15 protein-coding genes are annotated in these 15,052 nt (G+C 71.5%); 4 read left to right on the plus strand and 11 right to left on the minus strand.

The window, feature by feature from the left end; translation table 11 throughout:
* Positions 1-143: 143 nt before the first annotated feature.
* Genes IE311_RS36135 through IE311_RS36150 form a run of 4 tightly spaced genes read right to left on the minus strand, consistent with a single transcriptional unit; the run spans position 144 to position 3,781 of the window.
* Complete coding sequence (locus IE311_RS36135; protein ID WP_189836146.1) at positions 144-812, minus strand: response regulator; 669 nt, start codon at positions 810-812, stop codon at positions 144-146.
* Complete coding sequence (locus tag IE311_RS36140; RefSeq protein WP_189836147.1) at positions 809-2,050, minus strand: sensor histidine kinase; 1,242 nt, start codon at positions 2,048-2,050, stop codon at positions 809-811. Before IE311_RS36140 ends, IE311_RS36135 begins: the two co-directional genes overlap by 4 nt.
* A 13-nt stretch (positions 2,051-2,063) precedes the next feature.
* Complete coding sequence (locus IE311_RS36145; protein ID WP_189836148.1) at positions 2,064-2,882, minus strand: ABC transporter permease; 819 nt, start codon at positions 2,880-2,882, stop codon at positions 2,064-2,066.
* The gene (locus IE311_RS36150) at positions 2,879-3,781 is read right to left on the minus strand and encodes an ABC transporter ATP-binding protein (RefSeq protein ID WP_189836149.1); all 903 of its coding nucleotides are present in this window, start codon (positions 3,779-3,781) and stop codon (positions 2,879-2,881) included. Before IE311_RS36150 ends, IE311_RS36145 begins: the two co-directional genes overlap by 4 nt.
* A gap of 133 nt (positions 3,782-3,914) precedes the next feature.
* Between IE311_RS36150 and IE311_RS36155 the strand changes: the two genes are divergently transcribed.
* On the plus strand, positions 3,915-4,484 hold the full coding sequence (locus IE311_RS36155) for a GNAT family N-acetyltransferase (RefSeq protein ID WP_189836150.1): 570 nt from the start codon (positions 3,915-3,917) through the stop codon (positions 4,482-4,484).
* A gap of 22 nt (positions 4,485-4,506) precedes the next feature.
* Here the strand turns inward: IE311_RS36155 and IE311_RS36160 are convergent, their stop codons facing one another.
* Positions 4,507-4,863 (minus strand): HGxxPAAW family protein, encoded by a 357-nt coding sequence (locus tag IE311_RS36160; protein WP_189836151.1) that lies wholly within the window; start codon positions 4,861-4,863, stop codon positions 4,507-4,509.
* A gap of 98 nt (positions 4,864-4,961) precedes the next feature.
* Here IE311_RS36160 and IE311_RS36165 point away from each other — a divergent pair, with 98 nt between their 5' ends.
* Entirely contained in the window at positions 4,962-5,441 is a 480-nt protein-coding gene (locus tag IE311_RS36165) for a MarR family transcriptional regulator (protein ID WP_189836152.1), read from the plus strand.
* Positions 5,442-5,488: 47 nt separating this feature from the next.
* On the opposite strand, the gene IE311_RS36170 is transcribed toward IE311_RS36165, so the two are convergent.
* From IE311_RS36170 to IE311_RS36195, 6 genes are all read right to left on the minus strand, one after another.
* Entirely contained in the window at positions 5,489-7,147 is a 1,659-nt protein-coding gene (locus tag IE311_RS36170; RefSeq protein WP_189836153.1) for a P-loop NTPase family protein, read from the minus strand.
* Entirely contained in the window at positions 7,148-8,548 is a 1,401-nt protein-coding gene (locus IE311_RS36175; RefSeq protein ID WP_189836154.1) for an ATP-binding protein, read from the minus strand.
* 20 nt (positions 8,549-8,568) lie between these two features.
* Positions 8,569-10,122, minus strand: coding sequence for an SCO6880 family protein (locus IE311_RS36180; RefSeq protein WP_189836155.1), 1,554 nt, complete (start codon positions 10,120-10,122; stop codon positions 8,569-8,571).
* Positions 10,119-11,435 carry a hypothetical protein gene (locus tag IE311_RS36185; protein ID WP_189836156.1) on the minus strand — a complete coding sequence of 439 codons (1,317 nt, stop codon included), beginning with the start codon at positions 11,433-11,435 and terminating at the stop codon, positions 10,119-10,121. Before IE311_RS36185 ends, IE311_RS36180 begins: the two co-directional genes overlap by 4 nt.
* Positions 11,425-12,264: a hypothetical protein gene (locus tag IE311_RS36190; RefSeq protein ID WP_189836157.1), complete on the minus strand. Its 840-nt coding sequence runs from the start codon at positions 12,262-12,264 to the stop codon at positions 11,425-11,427. Before IE311_RS36190 ends, IE311_RS36185 begins: the two co-directional genes overlap by 11 nt.
* Positions 12,265-12,363: 99 nt before the next feature.
* Entirely contained in the window at positions 12,364-12,672 is a 309-nt protein-coding gene (locus IE311_RS36195; RefSeq protein ID WP_017242359.1) for a hypothetical protein, read from the minus strand.
* 319 nt (positions 12,673-12,991) lie between these two features.
* Here IE311_RS36195 and IE311_RS36200 point away from each other — a divergent pair, with 319 nt between their 5' ends.
* A complete protein-coding gene (locus IE311_RS36200; RefSeq protein WP_308439855.1) occupies positions 12,992-14,026 on the plus strand; it encodes a C40 family peptidase in 1,035 nt (344 codons plus the stop codon).
* A 213-nt stretch (positions 14,027-14,239) separates the two neighbouring features.
* Positions 14,240-14,962 carry a phosphatase PAP2 family protein gene (locus IE311_RS36205; protein WP_189836158.1) on the plus strand — a complete coding sequence of 241 codons (723 nt, stop codon included), beginning with the start codon at positions 14,240-14,242 and terminating at the stop codon, positions 14,960-14,962.
* Positions 14,963-15,052 lie beyond the last annotated feature (90 nt).

Here is a 15,052-nt window from a genome sequence, read left to right on the forward strand (position 1 = left end):
ATGGTACTGCAGGGGGGACCCTGTGGGAGAGTAGGACGCCGCCGAACAATCATTGTGGGAAAGCCCCGCACCTTATGGTGCGGGGCTTTTCTGCGTTTACGGGCCGGAACCCCCTCGGAGGGGGCCGGCCCGTCCCGTTCGGGTCAGGCCGGCGTGACGAGTTGGGTGTCGTACGCCAGGATCACCGCCTGCACGCGGTCCCGGGCGCCCGTCTTCGCGAGGATGCGGCCGATGTGGGTCTTCACCGTCGATTCCGCGAGGTGGAGGCGCTCGGCGATCTCGGCGTTCGTCCAGCCCTGGCCGATGACGGTGAGGATCTCGCGCTCCCGATCGGTGAGGGCCCCGAGACGGGCGTCCTCCGGGCTCGGGCCCGGCGCACCGGATTCCGGCAGATGGTGGATGTAGGCGTCCAGAAGGCGGCGGGTGAGGCTCGGGGCGACGACCGCGTCGCCGCTGGCCACCGCGCGGACACCGGCGAGGAGTTCCTCCGGCTGGGCGTCCTTCACCAGGAAGCCGCTGGCGCCGGCCCGCAGGCCGTCGTACGCGTACTCGTCGAGGTCGAAGGTGGTGACGATCAGGATCCGGGTACGGGCGCCCGCGGCGACGATGCGGCGGGTCGCCTCGATGCCGTCGAGGCCGGGCATCCGGATGTCCATCAGGACGACGTCGGGGTGGTGCCGGTCGACCAGCCGGATCGCCTCGGTGCCGTTCGAGGCCTCGCCGACGACGGTCATGTCGTCCTGGCTCTCCAGCAGCATGCGGAAGCCGAAGCGCTGCATCGGCTGGTCGTCGGCGATGAGAACGGTCGTCACGAGGGGGAACCCTCCCGGGGGATGCGGAGTCTGACGAGCCAGCCGCCGGTCGGCAGCGGGCCGCTTTCGAGTGTGCCGTCGTAGAGGGCCGCGCGTTCGCGCATTCCTGTGAGCCCTTGGCCCTGGGGCCGGTCCAGGCCCTGGGTGTCGGTCGTGCTCGCGCCGGTGTTCGTGATCTCCGCCCGTACCTCTTGAGGGGTGTACGTCAGGAGCACGGTCGCCCTCGCGCCTTCGCCGGCGTGCTTGAGGGTGTTGGTCAGGGCTTCCTGGACGGTCCGGTAGACCGTCAGTTGCGCTCCCGGTGTGAGTGGTTGGGGCGTGGGGGAGTCCTGGAGGTCCAGTCGTACCGGCAGGCCCGCGTTGCGTACCCCGGTGATCAGGGTGTCGAGGTCGGCCAGGGTGGGCTGGGGGCCGCGGGCCGCCTCCTGCTCGTCGTCGCGCAGGACGCCCAGGAGACGGCGGAGTTCGGCGAGGGCCTCGCGGCTCGTCGTACCGATGGCGTCGAGGGCCTGGGCGGCTCGCTCGGGGTGCTTGGCCGCCGCGTATCGGCCGCCGTCCGCGAGGCCCGTGATGACCGCGAGGTTGTGGCCGATGATGTCGTGCATCTCGCGGGCGATCCTGGTGCGTTCGGCCGCCGCGGCGAGCCGGACCTCCTGGTCGCGTTCGATCTCCAGCCGGCGGGCCCGGTCGACGAGCGCGGCCGTGTGGTCCTTGCGGGAGCGGACCGCGACGCCGAGGAGGGCGACGAGCGCGTATCCCCACAGGGTGGGGACGACGTGCTGGTCCCAGCTTCCCCGGGGGAAGCGGACGGCGCCCGTCACGAGCGGCGGTACGAGCAGGGCGGCGGCCCACAGCAGGGCGCGGGGGCGGCGGGTGAGCGCGATGTGGAAGAGCGGGATCAGCTGGAGGTAGCAGGCCTGGAGGAAGGCGCCCGAGGCGGCACTGACGAGCGCCGCGCAGGCCATCACGGCGAGGACGGCCGTGGGGCTGCGGCGGCGCAGGTACAGCGGGAGGCTGAGGAGCAGGCTGAGGGTGACCACGAGCCGGGCCGGGACGGTCGGGTCGGGGGCGGTGTTCCGCCAGCCGCCCGACGCGTCCACGAGGGCCACCGCCGTCCAGAAGAGCGTGAGTGCGGTGTCCCACGGCCAGGAGCGGCGGGAGTCGAAGGACCGGACGCGGGTGAGCAGTCGCTGGATGTGGGTGCTGAGGCCCGTCGCTCCGGTCGTCTCCGTCGTCACGTGATCATCATCCTCATACGTCCCGGCGCTTGAGCAAGAGCGCGGGCACGGCGAGTGCCGTGGCCGCCCACAGGAGCAGGGCGAGGAGGGCGGTGCCGGGGGACGCGGCGCCGGGCATCGGGGTCGCGGAGCCGAGGGCGCCGGCCGCCTGGGTGGGGAAGTACCGGACGACCGTCTCCATCACCTCGTACGGGAGCATCCCGAGGACCTCGGGCAGGATCATCACGCCGCCGACGAAGGCACCGATCGCGCCGGGTACCGAGCGGAGGCCGGCGCCGAGTCCGAGGGCGATCACGCCGAGGAGGGTGATGCCGGCGGCGTTGCCCGCGAGGGCGCCGAGGACGCCGTCGTCGGTGAGGGAGGCCGCCTGGTCGCTGTCGGAGAGGAAGAGCTGGGCGGTGAGGAAGGTCGTCAGGTTGGTGAGGAACGTGAGCGCGAGGACGACTCCCGCGTAGACGGCGGCCTTCGCGCCGAGGACGGGGAGGCGGCTCGGGACGGCGGTGAGGGTGGCGCGGATCATGCCCGTCGCGTACTCGCCGGCAGTGACCAGGATGCCGAGGACGGCGAGGGCGATGGCGCCGAGCTGGGAGCCGTACAGGGTGAGGATGACGGTGTCGACGTCGGAGTCGCCGCCGTCGGAGGTGTAGGTGGCGCCCATGAGGATGCCCACGCCGAGGACGAGTGCGACGGCGCTGAGGACGGTGATCCAGGTCGAGCGGACGGTCCACAGCTTGTGCCACTCGGAGCGGAGCACGCGCGCGTGGGTGAGGCGCGGGGTCACGGTCGGGGTGTCGGCCGGGGTGGCGGTACGCGTGAGGGTCGGGGTGGTCATGCGGACGCTCCCTGGTACTCGACGGAATCGTGGGTGAGGGCCATGAACGCCTGCTCCAGCGAGGGTGCCTGCGGGGTCAGTTCATGGAGGGGGAGGCCATGGGCGGCGGCCGTCCGGCCGATCTCCGGCGCGTCCGCACCGGTGACGAGGAGGGTGTCGGGGGCCTCCACGGTGATCCCGGCGCCGGGGAGCAGGGTGCGCAGCCGGTCGGCGTCCGGGGTGACGACCTTGACGGAGGTGCCGCCGGAGGTGCGGACGAGTTCGTCGACCGTGGTGTCGGCGAGGAGGCGGCCCTTGCCGATGACGACGAGATGGTCGGCGGTGAGGGCCATCTCGCTCATCAGGTGGGAGGAGACGAGGACGGTACGGCCCTCGGCGGCCAGGGACTTGAGGAGGGTGCGGATCCAGAGGACGCCCTCGGGGTCGAGGCCGTTGACCGGTTCGTCGAGGACGACGGTGGCCGGGTCGCCGAGGAGTGCCGCGGCGATCCCGAGGCGCTGGCCCATGCCGAGGGAGAAGCCCTTCACGCGCTTGCGGGCGACATGGGTGAGGCCGGTGAGGGCGAGGACCTTCTCGACCCGGGCCGGGGGGATGCCGTGGGTGTGGGCGAGGGCCGTCAGATGGTGGTGGGCGGAGCGGCCCGGGTGCACGGAGCGGGCTTCGAGGAGGGCGCCGACGCGGGTGAGCGGGGCGCCGTGCCGGGCGTAGGGGCGGCCGTCGACGGTGGCGTGGCCGCGGGTGGGGGCGTCGAGGCCGAGGATCATGCGGAGGGTGGTGGACTTGCCGGCTCCGTTGGGGCCGAGGAAGCCGGTGACGACGCCGGGGTGGACGGTGAAGCTGAGGTCCTGGACGACGGTGGTGTCCCCGTACCGCTTGGTGAGGTTCTCTGCTCGGATCATGTCTTCGACGTTAGGGAGCGGGCGGCGACGGTTCGTCAGACCGCGGGCGGGAGCCGGGCCGCGGGCGTAGTACCTGGGTACGACGGGGAAAAGCCCTTGTCAGGGGCGTGCGGTGGTGGGGAGGATCGGCCCCATGGACTTTGCGATACGTGTCATCCGCGCCGACGAGTGGGAGCGGGCCCGCGAGATCCGTCTGGCTGCCCTGCGGGACCCGGTCGCGCATCTCGCGTTCCTCGAAACGTACGAGGCGGCCGTGCGGCATCCGGACGACTTCTGGCAGGACCGTGCCGAGGGGGCGTCCGAGAGCGGGGCCGGGACCGTGCGGCAGTTCGTGGCCGAGGCCCCGGACGGGAGCTGGGCGGGCACGATCACGCTGTTGGTGGAGCGGCCTGCGGACGAGGTGCGCTTCGGGGCGCCGGCGGAGGTCGACCAGACGCACATCGTGGGTGTCTATGTGCGCCCCGAGGTGCGGGGGACCGGTGTGATCGACGCGCTGTTCCGCGCCGGTGTGGAGTGGTCCTGGTCGCTGGCGGAGCCGGTCGAGCGGGTGCGGCTGTACGTCCACGAGGAGAACGCGCGGGCCGCCGCCTTCTACCGCCGTTTCGGGTTCGTGGCGACGGGGGAGCGGGTGCCGATGCCGGGGCACGAAACGGCGATGGAGGACGAGTACGAGATCCGGCGGACGTCCAGGGCCCTGTCGTAGGGGTCCCCGGGCGGGGCCTGGGTCAGGGGGTGCCGGGGGCCGGTTCGGTGCGCGGCCGCGTCCGGGCGGTGGCCGTGGCGTGGCGGCCCGCGAGGCGGCAGCCGAGGCAGTCGGGGTGGCTGTGGCGGGCGGTGGTGTCGCGGACCCGCCAGTCCCACTGGTGGGCGGGGCGGGGGCCGGAGGGCTTGCCCCAGCCCGCCAGGTGGAGGGTCCAGGTCGTGGCGGCGGCGAGCACGACCAGTGCCGCGCCGAGCCACAGGGCCCAGGTGCGGTCGAGGCAGACTCCCGCGCCGGCGACGGCGGAGCCCAGTCCGGCGAGGGCGGTTCCGGTCCATCCGGCCAGGGTGTGGCCGAGGTCGACGTGGCCGTGGGCACTCATGGATGCTCCTGTGGGGGTGTCGGGGCAGGCAGGATGAGGGCATCGACGTGATGTTTTATCTCACGAGCTAAGTAACTTAGATGCTAAGGAGTCTCTGCGTGGAGGGCAAGAGCCGTCCCCCGGCCACCGTCGGCGAGGCGATCCATCGGATGGACGCGTACGTGGCCCTGGGCCTCATCGGCCAGCAGGAGGTCGCGCAGGCGCTCGGCCTCAACGTGACCGACCTGACCTGTCTCGGGCATGTGCTCGGCGCCGGCGAGGAGCCGCTGTCGGCCGGAGACCTGGCGGAGCGCGTCAACCTCACCACGGGGGCCGTGACCGGAGTGCTCAACCGGCTGGAGAAGGCCGGGTACGCCCATCGGGCCCCGGACCCCGCCGACCGGCGGCGGGTGCGCGTCGTCGCGGACCCGGACGCGGCCGCGCGGGTCGTCGCGCTGTACCAGCCGTTCTACGCCCGCCTGGAGGAGGTCTTCGCCCGGTACACCCCGGAGGAGACCGCGGTCATCGCCGACTGGTTCACCCATGCCGCCGAGGCCGCCCGCGCCCATCTGCACTCCCTGCGCGGCCGCGCCCTCTGACCCGGAGCGGGCCGGGGACCCAGCGGCGTGGGGTCAGCCGCCTGGGGTCAGCCGCGTGGGGTCAGCAGGCTCTCGGGCCAGCGGGACCTGGCCTGCTCCCCGGAGCGCATCAGGGCCAGGGTCGGGAGACCCTGGGTGTGGCCGGCGGCGAGGAGCTCCGGGAGCTGGGGGAGCGGGGCCACGGCGGCGACGTCGTCCAGGACGAGGGTCATTGGTGGGTCGAGCCGACCGTCGGATGACCGTGCGGCCATGCGGCGGCCGTGCTCGACCACGCTTGCGGCGAGCGCCGTCAGGAGCGGCATCGCGCCGGGGTGGGTGCGGGGATCCTCGATCGGTTCCCCCACCACGTAGAGGGTGCCCCCTTCGGGCAGGAAAGATGCGAGCGCCAGCGAATCCGTTCGATTCGGGGTGCAGGCCTCCCTGATGTGGATCGAGGAGAGCGCCCCGAGCGCACGGGCCGTCAGTTCCTGGGCGAGGCGGCGGCTTTCGGGGTGGGCCGTGAGGGCCGACTCCAGGAGTCCCGCGTGGCCGGACGCGGCTTTCGGGTGGCTGCGGAGGATCCGTACCGGCTCATGGGCGCCCGTGCCCTGGGCCCAGCGGTGGACCTGGCGGAACGGGCGCCCGTCCACGGCGGCGGCGTGCAGCCAGCAGCGCAGGAGCGTTTCCGCAGTCTCCGCGGTCGCCGCGTCCAGCCGGGAGCGCGGGCGTACGGGAGCCAGCAGGGCGACGGCCCGCTCCGTCGCCACGGCCGGGTCCTCGCAGTGCTCGGAGGGCGACCAGTGGAGCCGGGCGGGGGTGTCGCAGAGGTGGCCCGGGTCGTGGACGAGGACCGGGCCGAGCTTGCCCCGCGCGTCCTTGGTCGCGGACCAGACCGTGGGGTCGGAGGTGACCACCAGAACCGGTCCCTCGGCGTCCTGGATCGCCTGCACGGCGACGGGACGGCGGGCCTCCGGGAGGCCGAAGAACGTGCGGGGGGAGCCCTGGGGGGCGGGAGCGGGGATCACGGCCGCGGGCGGCTCCGGCGTGTACGGCTCCGGTGCGGACGGCTCTGGCGCGGGCTGTGCGGACGGCCGGCGGGGGGCCGGGGGAGCGGCCCTGTGCGCGGGCTCTTCGGTCTCGTCGGTCTTGTCGGCGACGGGCTCGTCGCCGCCGGACCTCTCGCCGCCCGACCGCTCGTGCGAGGACGTCCCGTCCGCCTGCTCCTCGTACCCGGGCTTCTCGTGAACGGGCTCCTCGGCCGCGAGCCTCCGCCGCTGCCGTACGGGCCTCTCGCGTACCGGCGCCCGGGTCTCCCTCACCGACGGCGCCCGGGTCTCCCGTACGGGCTCGGGGGCCGTCCCGTACACCCCCGCCTTCCTGTTCGCCCGGACGGCCCGCCAGCGGGCGATCGTGCCCAGGGTGAAGACCGCGAGGACGAGCAGGATCATCGCCTCGCCGATCAGCAGGCCCCAGAAGAGCCCGTACCCCGACAGCTCGCCCGGCGGAGTGGCCGGCCAGGCCGCCGCGAGGTCCTTCGGGGCCGTCACCAGGGAGCGCAGGGCCGAGGGAGTGCCCGTGAAGGCGACGCCCCGCGGCCAGGCGCCGTGGGAGAACAGACCTGCCAGGCCGGTCGCCGTCCACACCAGGACCGTGAGACAGAGGAGGAGGCCGAACAGGCTGAGCAGCAGCCCGTCGGAGACTCCTCCCCCTTTCCGTGCCGTGTCCATCTAGGCCACCGTCGACTGCGACGTGCCGTTCAACTGTTGCTCGACGAGGATCGCGCGCTGCTCCGTCTCCCACTCCAGCTCGGGGTCGACGGACGGGTCCGAGGCCTCGGTCATGGCGCGGTCGGTGTAGACGAGCGGGCGTTCTCGTTCGGTGATGAGGTGCTTGACCACCTGCACATTGCCGTTGACGTCCCAGACCGCGATGCCCGGGGTGAGGGTCGGGATGATCTCGACCGCCCAGCGTGGCAGGCCGAGGACCCGGCCCGTATTGCGTGCCTCGTCGGCCTTCTGGGCGTAGATGGTCCGGGTGGACGCCATCTTGAGGATCGCCGCCGCCTCCTTCGCCGCCGCTCCGTCGACGACGTCGGAGAGATGGTGGACGACGGCGACGAAGGACAGACCGAGGCGGCGGCCGAACTTGAGCAGCCGCTGGAACAGCTGCGCCACGAACGGGCTGTTGATGATGTGCCAGGCCTCCTCGACGAGGAAGATGCGCTTCTTCCGGTCGGGGCGGATCCAGGTGTGCTCCAGCCAGACGCCGACGATCGCCATGAGGATCGGCATGGCGATGGAGTTGCGGTCGATGTGGGACAGGTCGAAGACGATCAGCGGCGCGTCGAGGTCGATGCCGACGGTCGTCGGGCCGTCGAACATGCCCCGCAGGTCACCGTCGACCAGCCGGTCGAGGACGAGGGCGACGTCCAGGCCCCAGGCCCGTACATCGTCTATGTCGACGTTCATCGCCTCGGCCGATTCCGCCTCGGGGTGGCGGAGCCGCTCCACGATGTCGGTGAGGATCGGCTGACGGTGGGTGGTGTGCTCGGTGACGTGGGCGTGGGCGACCTTGAGCGCGAAGCCGGAGCGTTCGTCGAGGCCGTGGCCCATCGCCACCTCGATGATCGTACGGAGCAGGGCGAGCTGACCGGTCGTGGTGATCGACGGGTCGAGCGGATTGAGTCGGATCCCCGAGTCGTTGGCGACCATCGGGTCCAGGCGGATGGGGGTTATCCCCAGCTCCTGCGCGATGAGGTTCCATTCGCCGACACCGTCCTCGCCCTGGGCGTCGAGGACGACGACCTGCCGGTCGCGGAAGCGGAGCTGGCGGAGCACATACGTCTTCTCGAGGGCCGACTTGCCGTTGCCGGACTCCCCGAGGACCAGCCAGTGCGGGGCGGGGAGCTGCTGCCCGTACAACTGGAAGGGATCGTAGATGTAGCCCTTGCCGCTGTAGACCTCGCGGCCGATGATCACGCCGGAGTCGCCGAGACCGGGGGCGGCGGTCGGCAGGTAGACGGCCTGGGCCTGGCCCGTGGAGGTACGGACGGGCAGCCGGGTCGTCTCCACCTTCCCGAAGACGAAGGAGGTGAAGGCGTCGGTGAGGACGGACAGCGGATCTCGCATGGGTCTGTGCCCCTTCGGCCCTAGCGGCGGATGCCGGTCGCGAACGGCAGGGTGTTCACAAAGGCCCGGTGGTGCTCGCGGTCGCACCACTCCAGCTTCAGATACGACTTGCCGGCGGAGGCCCTGATCGTGCGCTTGTCCCGGGCCAGGGCCTCGGGCGAACGCGACGACACCGTGATGTACCCGACCAGGTTCACTCCGGCCGCGCCACTGGCGAGATCTTCACCCCGCTGGTCGAGCCGGCCGTGCGCGGCGATGTCGCGCGGGTCGACCGTGCGGTTCATCTTGGCGGCGCGGCTGGCGTCGGCCTCGTCGTTGGTCTTCTCGGTGAGCATCCGCTCGATCGCGACCTCGGTGGGCTCCAGATCCATGGTCACGGCGACCGTCCGGATCACATCCGGGGTGTGGACGAGCAGCGGCGCCAGGAAGTTGACGCCGACCGGGGTCATCGGCCACTCCTTCACCCAGGCCGTGGCATGGCACCAGGGCGCGCGGGTGGAGGACTCCCGGGTCTTCGCCTGGAGGTACGTCGGCTCCATCGCGTCCAGTTCCGCGGGCCAAGCGTTTCGTTTCGTCATGGCCTGGATGTGGTCGATGGGGTGGTCCGGGTCGTACATGGAGTGCACGAGTGAGGCGAGCCGGGACTGGCCGAGGGGCTGGCGGACGCGGATGTCGGCCTCGGCCAGGCGGGCACAGATGTCGGTGAGCTCGCGGGCCATGACGACGGCGAGGCCGGCGTCGCGGTCGAGCTTGCGGGCGCCGGAGGCGTGCCTGGCGGCACGGGCCATGGCATTGGCCTCGGCGGCGAGTTCGCGCGTGTAGTGCATACAGGCGACGAGATAGGCGCGGTGCTGCTCGCTGGAGGTGGAGACCATCGACTGGAGCTGGTCGTACGACTCCATGAGCCACACGGGCGCGTGCGGGTCGCCGCGCTGCCCGACGTCTTTCGCGTGTGCGTCGGGGTCGGCGGGGAGGGTGCGGGCCAGCATCTGGAGACGGGTCACGAAGCCGTCGCCGTTGGCGACATGCTTCAGGAGGGTGCCGAAACGGTCGACCAGGGCCTCCTGGTCCTCGCTGTCGCGCAGACCGACGCCGGGGCCCTCGATCTCGATGGCGGCGGTGACGGTGCGGCGGTCGGCGTGCAGCAGGACGGCGATCTCGTCCGGGCCGAAGGGGGCGGCGAGCCAGCCGACGCGGCCGATGCCGGGCGGCGGGCCGACCTCGACCTCGCGGCCGTCGAGCCGGGTGCCCGCCTCGGTGACGACCGACCGGTAGGCCGTGCCGCGCTTGAGCATCCGCTTGTAGCTGCGGTTGATCTCGAACCACTTGTAGAACGTGCGGTGCTTGTACGGGAGGTACACGGCGGCGATCGCGATCATGGGCAGGCCCGCGAGGAGCGCGATCCGCAGGGGGAGGAGGGGGACGAGGAGTCCGCTCATCATGCCGAGGAAGGCGCCGACGATGATCAGGGCGATCTCGCCGGTCTCGCGGTTCTTGCCGACGATCGCGTTCGGCCGGGCCCGGCCCACGAGATACGTACGGCGGGGCGCGACCGGCTGGGACTGGGTCGTCAACGCCCTGCACCTCCAGAGTTCTTGCGGTTGCTGTGCGGGGTGCCCGCGGTGGGGCTGCTGCTACGGGGCGCGGGCGGGGGAGTCGCGCCGCCGCCCCCGCCGCGGCTGCTGTGGGCGGCCATGCCGCCGGACATCGGGTTGGCGGGACGGGCCGGCTGGGAGGCCTGGCCGCCGCCGTCGCCGCGGGCACTGTGGGTCTTGATGCCCTGGGAGACGAGGGAGGCGGGGGAGGAGATGACGGCCGCGGCCGCGTTCTCTCCCGCGCGGTGGAGACGGTTGTTGCGGGAGGCGGCGATCTCGTCGCCGAAGCCGGGGACGAAGCGGTAGATCATCGCCGAGGCGAAGATCGCGAGCAGGATGATCGCGAGGCCGGACACGACGGCGGAGAAGGAGTCCGGGCCCGTGCCGGAGGAGAGGGCGCCGGCCAGACCGAGCACGATGACGATGACCGGCTTGACCAGGATCACCGCGATCATGATGCCCGCCCAGCGGCGGACATGGCCCCACATGTTCTTGTCGACGAGCCCGGCGTAGACCACGACACCGAGGAGCGCGCCGACGTACAGCATGACGGCGCGGAGGAACAGCTCCAGGTACAGCACACCCGCGGCGAGGACGGTCACCAGGGACACGATGATCAGCATGATGGGGCCGCCACCGATGCTGTCGCCCTTCTGGAGGGCCTGCTTGAAGCTGCCGAAGAAGATGTCGGTCTGCTGACCGGTGCCGGAGGCGATGACCTCGGTGACGGCGTCGGTGGCGTTGACGACGGTGTAGAGGATCAGCGGCGTGAAGGCGGAGGCGAGGACCGTCAGCCAGAGGAAACCGATGGCCTCGGAGAGCGCGACGGTCAGCGGGACACCGCGGATCGCCCGCTTGGCGACGGCGAGCAGCCAGAGGAGGAGCGTGAGGAAGGTCGCGGCGGCGAAGACGATCGCGTACCGGCCGAGGAACTCCAGATTGGTGAAGTCGACGTCGGCGGTCTCCTTCACGGCCTTGGAGAGGTAGTCGATGGTGGCGATGGCGGCGTCGGCGCAGCCGCGGGCGAGGGAGGAGAGGGGGTCGACGGCGGAGGTGGGGTCGGTGGCGGGGGTGCCGCCGCCGGTGCCGCCGGTCTGGCCGCGCTCGCAGAGGTCCCTTGCGGGGCCGCGAATCAGGTCGCAGTCGGTGTTGCCGGCACTGGAGCTCGGGCTCGGGGTCGGGGTGGGGGTCGGTGCTGCGAAGGCGCGACCGGAGAACAGGACGAGAGCTGTCTGCGCCGCACCGAGCGTGGCTGCGATCCTGGTGCCGCGGGGCAGGCGCTTACCGGGCATAGGTGAAGCCTCCGAACTGGCCGACAGCGTCGCTCATCTCCTGGGCTGTGGACGCCCGCTGGTCGCGGCCGACGGGAACGGGACCGTCCTTCTGTGTGAAGCCGGTGACCTTCCAGTCGCCGTCGACCCACTCGAGGTCGAGCGAGTTGGTGTACCAAGCCTCGGAAACGGGGTGCTCGGAGCCCTCGCCGGACAGGCCGAACAGGGACGAGTACCAGACGGATACCGTCGCCTTCTCGTCGGCGTAGCTCTCCACCTTCGAGCCCACGGGGATGGTGCGGGAGATGAACGTCAGCCCCTGCGGCGCGGTGCCGTCCTCCTGGAGACCGACCCGGCTCAGGAATCCCTTGTCGGTGTACACCTTGTCGAAATCGCCTTGGCGCGCGGTGACGACGGAGGGGGCGTAGACCTCGTGGACGATCTCGTTCCGTGTCGCGGCCGCGAACATCTCCGCCGACCCCAGCGCCACCGCGTAATTCGTCGCCGCGCTCTGCGCGCCCTGCTCGTCGTGGGCGTAACCCGTGGGGATCCGGCCGTTCTTGCCGGTGACCGGGGGGACGCCCGTCGCGGCGGTGGGGGCCGTCTTGCCGGAGGTGTCGGTGGAGGGGCCCGCCGCGTCCGCGGGGTCGCCGCCGCCGCGGTTGGCGAAGGCGATGGCCGCGACGAGGAGGACCACCACGCCCACGACCGTGATGAGGGAGCGGGAGCTGCGGACGGGGCGGCGTGCGCCGCCGTAGACGTCGCCGCTGTTGCCCTCGGGCAGGCGGGTCCGGGTCTGGCCCGATCCGCCCACGCCGCCGAAGCTGTCGTGCTCGTCACCGGGACTCATGCCGGGAACGCCCCCTCACTGGTTCGCGGTACGGGCAGTGCTGCAACATGACTGGACATCAGGGAAAGCAATCTCAGGTGGATGGGGTCCGACGGGGAATCAGACGGCCATCCCGTACACGATGGTGAAGAGCGTCCCCAGCGACCCGATGATGAAGACACCGGTGAGCCCGGCCACGATCAGGCCCTTGCCCTGCTCCGCGCTGAACGTGTCGCGGAGGGCGGTGGCGCCGATGCGCTGCTTGGCCGCTCCCCAGATGGCGATGCCGAGGCAGAGCAGGATGGCCACGGCCATCACCACCTCGATCATGATCTTGGCCTCGGCGCCCAGGCTGCCGAAAGGGCCCCAGTTCGGGGCGATTCCACCGATGATGGTGGTGATGTCGCCCTTTTCTGCCGCCAGGTACATGTAACTCACCGCCCCTGTTGGGTAGTTAGTTGCCCCTGCCGGACGGCATGGGTCATCGCCCTATCTTCGCTGATGAAACCGCCCACGTGTGACGGCTTGACGGCTCTCTTTACCCGATCCCCGCACACTTGACCGGTCTGACCGTCTTGACCTGCGGTGGTGTGGCCGGTTTCCATGCGAAGAAGCGTATGGTCACTCTGTGTATCACGCAGGGTGACTCCGGGCAATGATTGTCGTTGTTGCACTCTTGGGGCGGTGTCGGGAGGCGGCCTGCCGCCTAGACTGGCCCCGGGGCGTACTGCCAAGAGCCGAGGGGTGGTTGACGGTGCGTAGGGCCGGCAGGGCGTGGCTGGTGGCCGGTGGGGCCTTCGGGGTGTGCGTGAGCTTCGTCGCGCTGCTCGTCGTCGGGACGTACTCGGCCGCGGCCGGGCTCATCGGCGGTGCGGGCAGCGGCAAGAACGGCACCGTGGCCCTCGCGAAGGGTTCGGTCCCCGCGCTCTACCAGGGGCTCGTGCAGCGGTGGGGGAACCTCTGTCCCGCCATCAACCCGGCTCTGCTCGCCGCCCAGCTCTATCAGGAGAGCGGCTGGAACCCGCGGGCCGTCTCCTCCGCCGACGCCCGGGGCATCGCCCAGTTCATCCCCAGCACCTGGGCCGGGCACGGTGTGGACGGCGACGGGGACGGCGACCGGGACATCTGGGACCCCAAGGACGCGATCCCCTCGGCGGCCTCGTACGACTGCGAGCTCGCCGGCTATGTGAAGAACGTGCCGGGGGATCCGGCGAACAACATGCTGGCCGCGTACAACGCGGGCGCGTACCGGGTGATCAAGCACGGCGGGGTGCCGCCGATCAGCGAGACCCGGAACTACGTGCGGATCATCCGGTCCCTGGAGAAGAGCTTCGCCCGACCGGTGGGCCGCGTCGATCCCTCCCGGCAGGCGGCGGGCGCCATCCACTACGCGCAGGGGAAGCTCGGCACGCCGTACCTCTGGGGCGGTACGGGCACGGCCGCGCAGAATGGCCGGTTCGACTGCTCCGGGCTGACCCAGGCCGCGTACGAGAGCGTCGGCATAGATCTGCCGCGCGTCGCCAACGATCAGTACAACGCGGGGCCGCACCCCTCGCGCGACGAACTGCTCCCTGGGGACCTGGTCTTCTTCTCCGACGACCTGACCAACTCCCGGGCCATCCGGCACGTCGGCATCTACGTCGGTGGCGGTTACATGATCGACGCGCCGCGCACCGGGGCGGTGATCCGTTTCGACCGGATCGACACCCCCGACTACTTCGGCGCGACCCGGGTCACGGCGGAGGGCGCGGCGGCGCTGCCGACCCATCCGCCGCAGGCCTGAACGGAGCAGACGGACCGTCCGGTCGTACCGGACATGGCCGGAACTCTCCGTCATGCACAGGCCCTGAGCTGCGGTGAACCGTCACTCTTCGATAACGTCGTCATGATCCACCGGAGCGAGCGGAACGTGCGCCTCAGGCGGTTCGTTCCCTGATCCGACCGCTCTGACCACGGGGGTTGGAAAACCAGACACGACAGCAAGGGGCCGCAGCTCATGGCTGGACTCGCATCGGACGGTTCGAACCCCGATGTCAGCCTGCTCTACGACATCAACGGGCTGGCCAAGGCCGCCCCGCCGTGGTTCGACCGCGTCATGGGGTTCGTCGGCGAGTACGGGATCATGCTCGCGATGGCCCTCGTCGTGCTGTGGTGCTGGTGGAGCGTCCGCCGGCGTGGCACCCTCGCCGACTCCGTCTCGGCCGTCACCGGGCTCGTCTGGGCCCCGCTGGCCGCCGGAATCGCCCTCCTGGTGAACATCCCCATCCGCGGCTTCGTCGAGCGTCCCCGGCCCTTCAGGGACCATCGGGGGCTCGAGGTCCTCGTCGAGGGGAAGACCGACTTCTCCTTCGTCAGCGATCACGCCACCCTGGCGATGGCCCTCGGGGTCGGTCTCTTCGTCGCCCACCGCCGGTTCGGGCTCGCCGCCATCGGCCTCGCCCTCGCCGAGGGCTTCGCCCGGGTCTACATGGGCGTCCACTATCCGACCGACGTGATCGGCGGCTTCGCCCTCGGTACGGCGGTGGCGCTGCTCCTCGCCCCGCTCGCCCTCGCGCTGCTCACCCCGGTGGTCTCCGCCGTCGCCCGCTCGGGCCGTGCGGCCCGGCTGGTCCGCTCCCGCCGGGCGGACGCGCCGCGGCACCCGGAGGCGGTCGGCATCCCCGAGCCCCGCATCGGGGGCCCGGCCACCGGCACCGACCACAACGACCTCGCGGCCTAGGGCGTGTCCGCAATGTCAGTTGGGGAGCCATAGTCGCAGGCAGGCGATGGTGACCAGGGCTTTGTAGTGGCGGGCTCGTTTGTCGTAGCG

The sequence above is a fragment of the Streptomyces zaomyceticus genome (assembly GCF_014656215.1).
Classification (GTDB): Bacteria; Actinomycetota; Actinomycetes; order Streptomycetales; family Streptomycetaceae; genus Streptomyces; species Streptomyces zaomyceticus.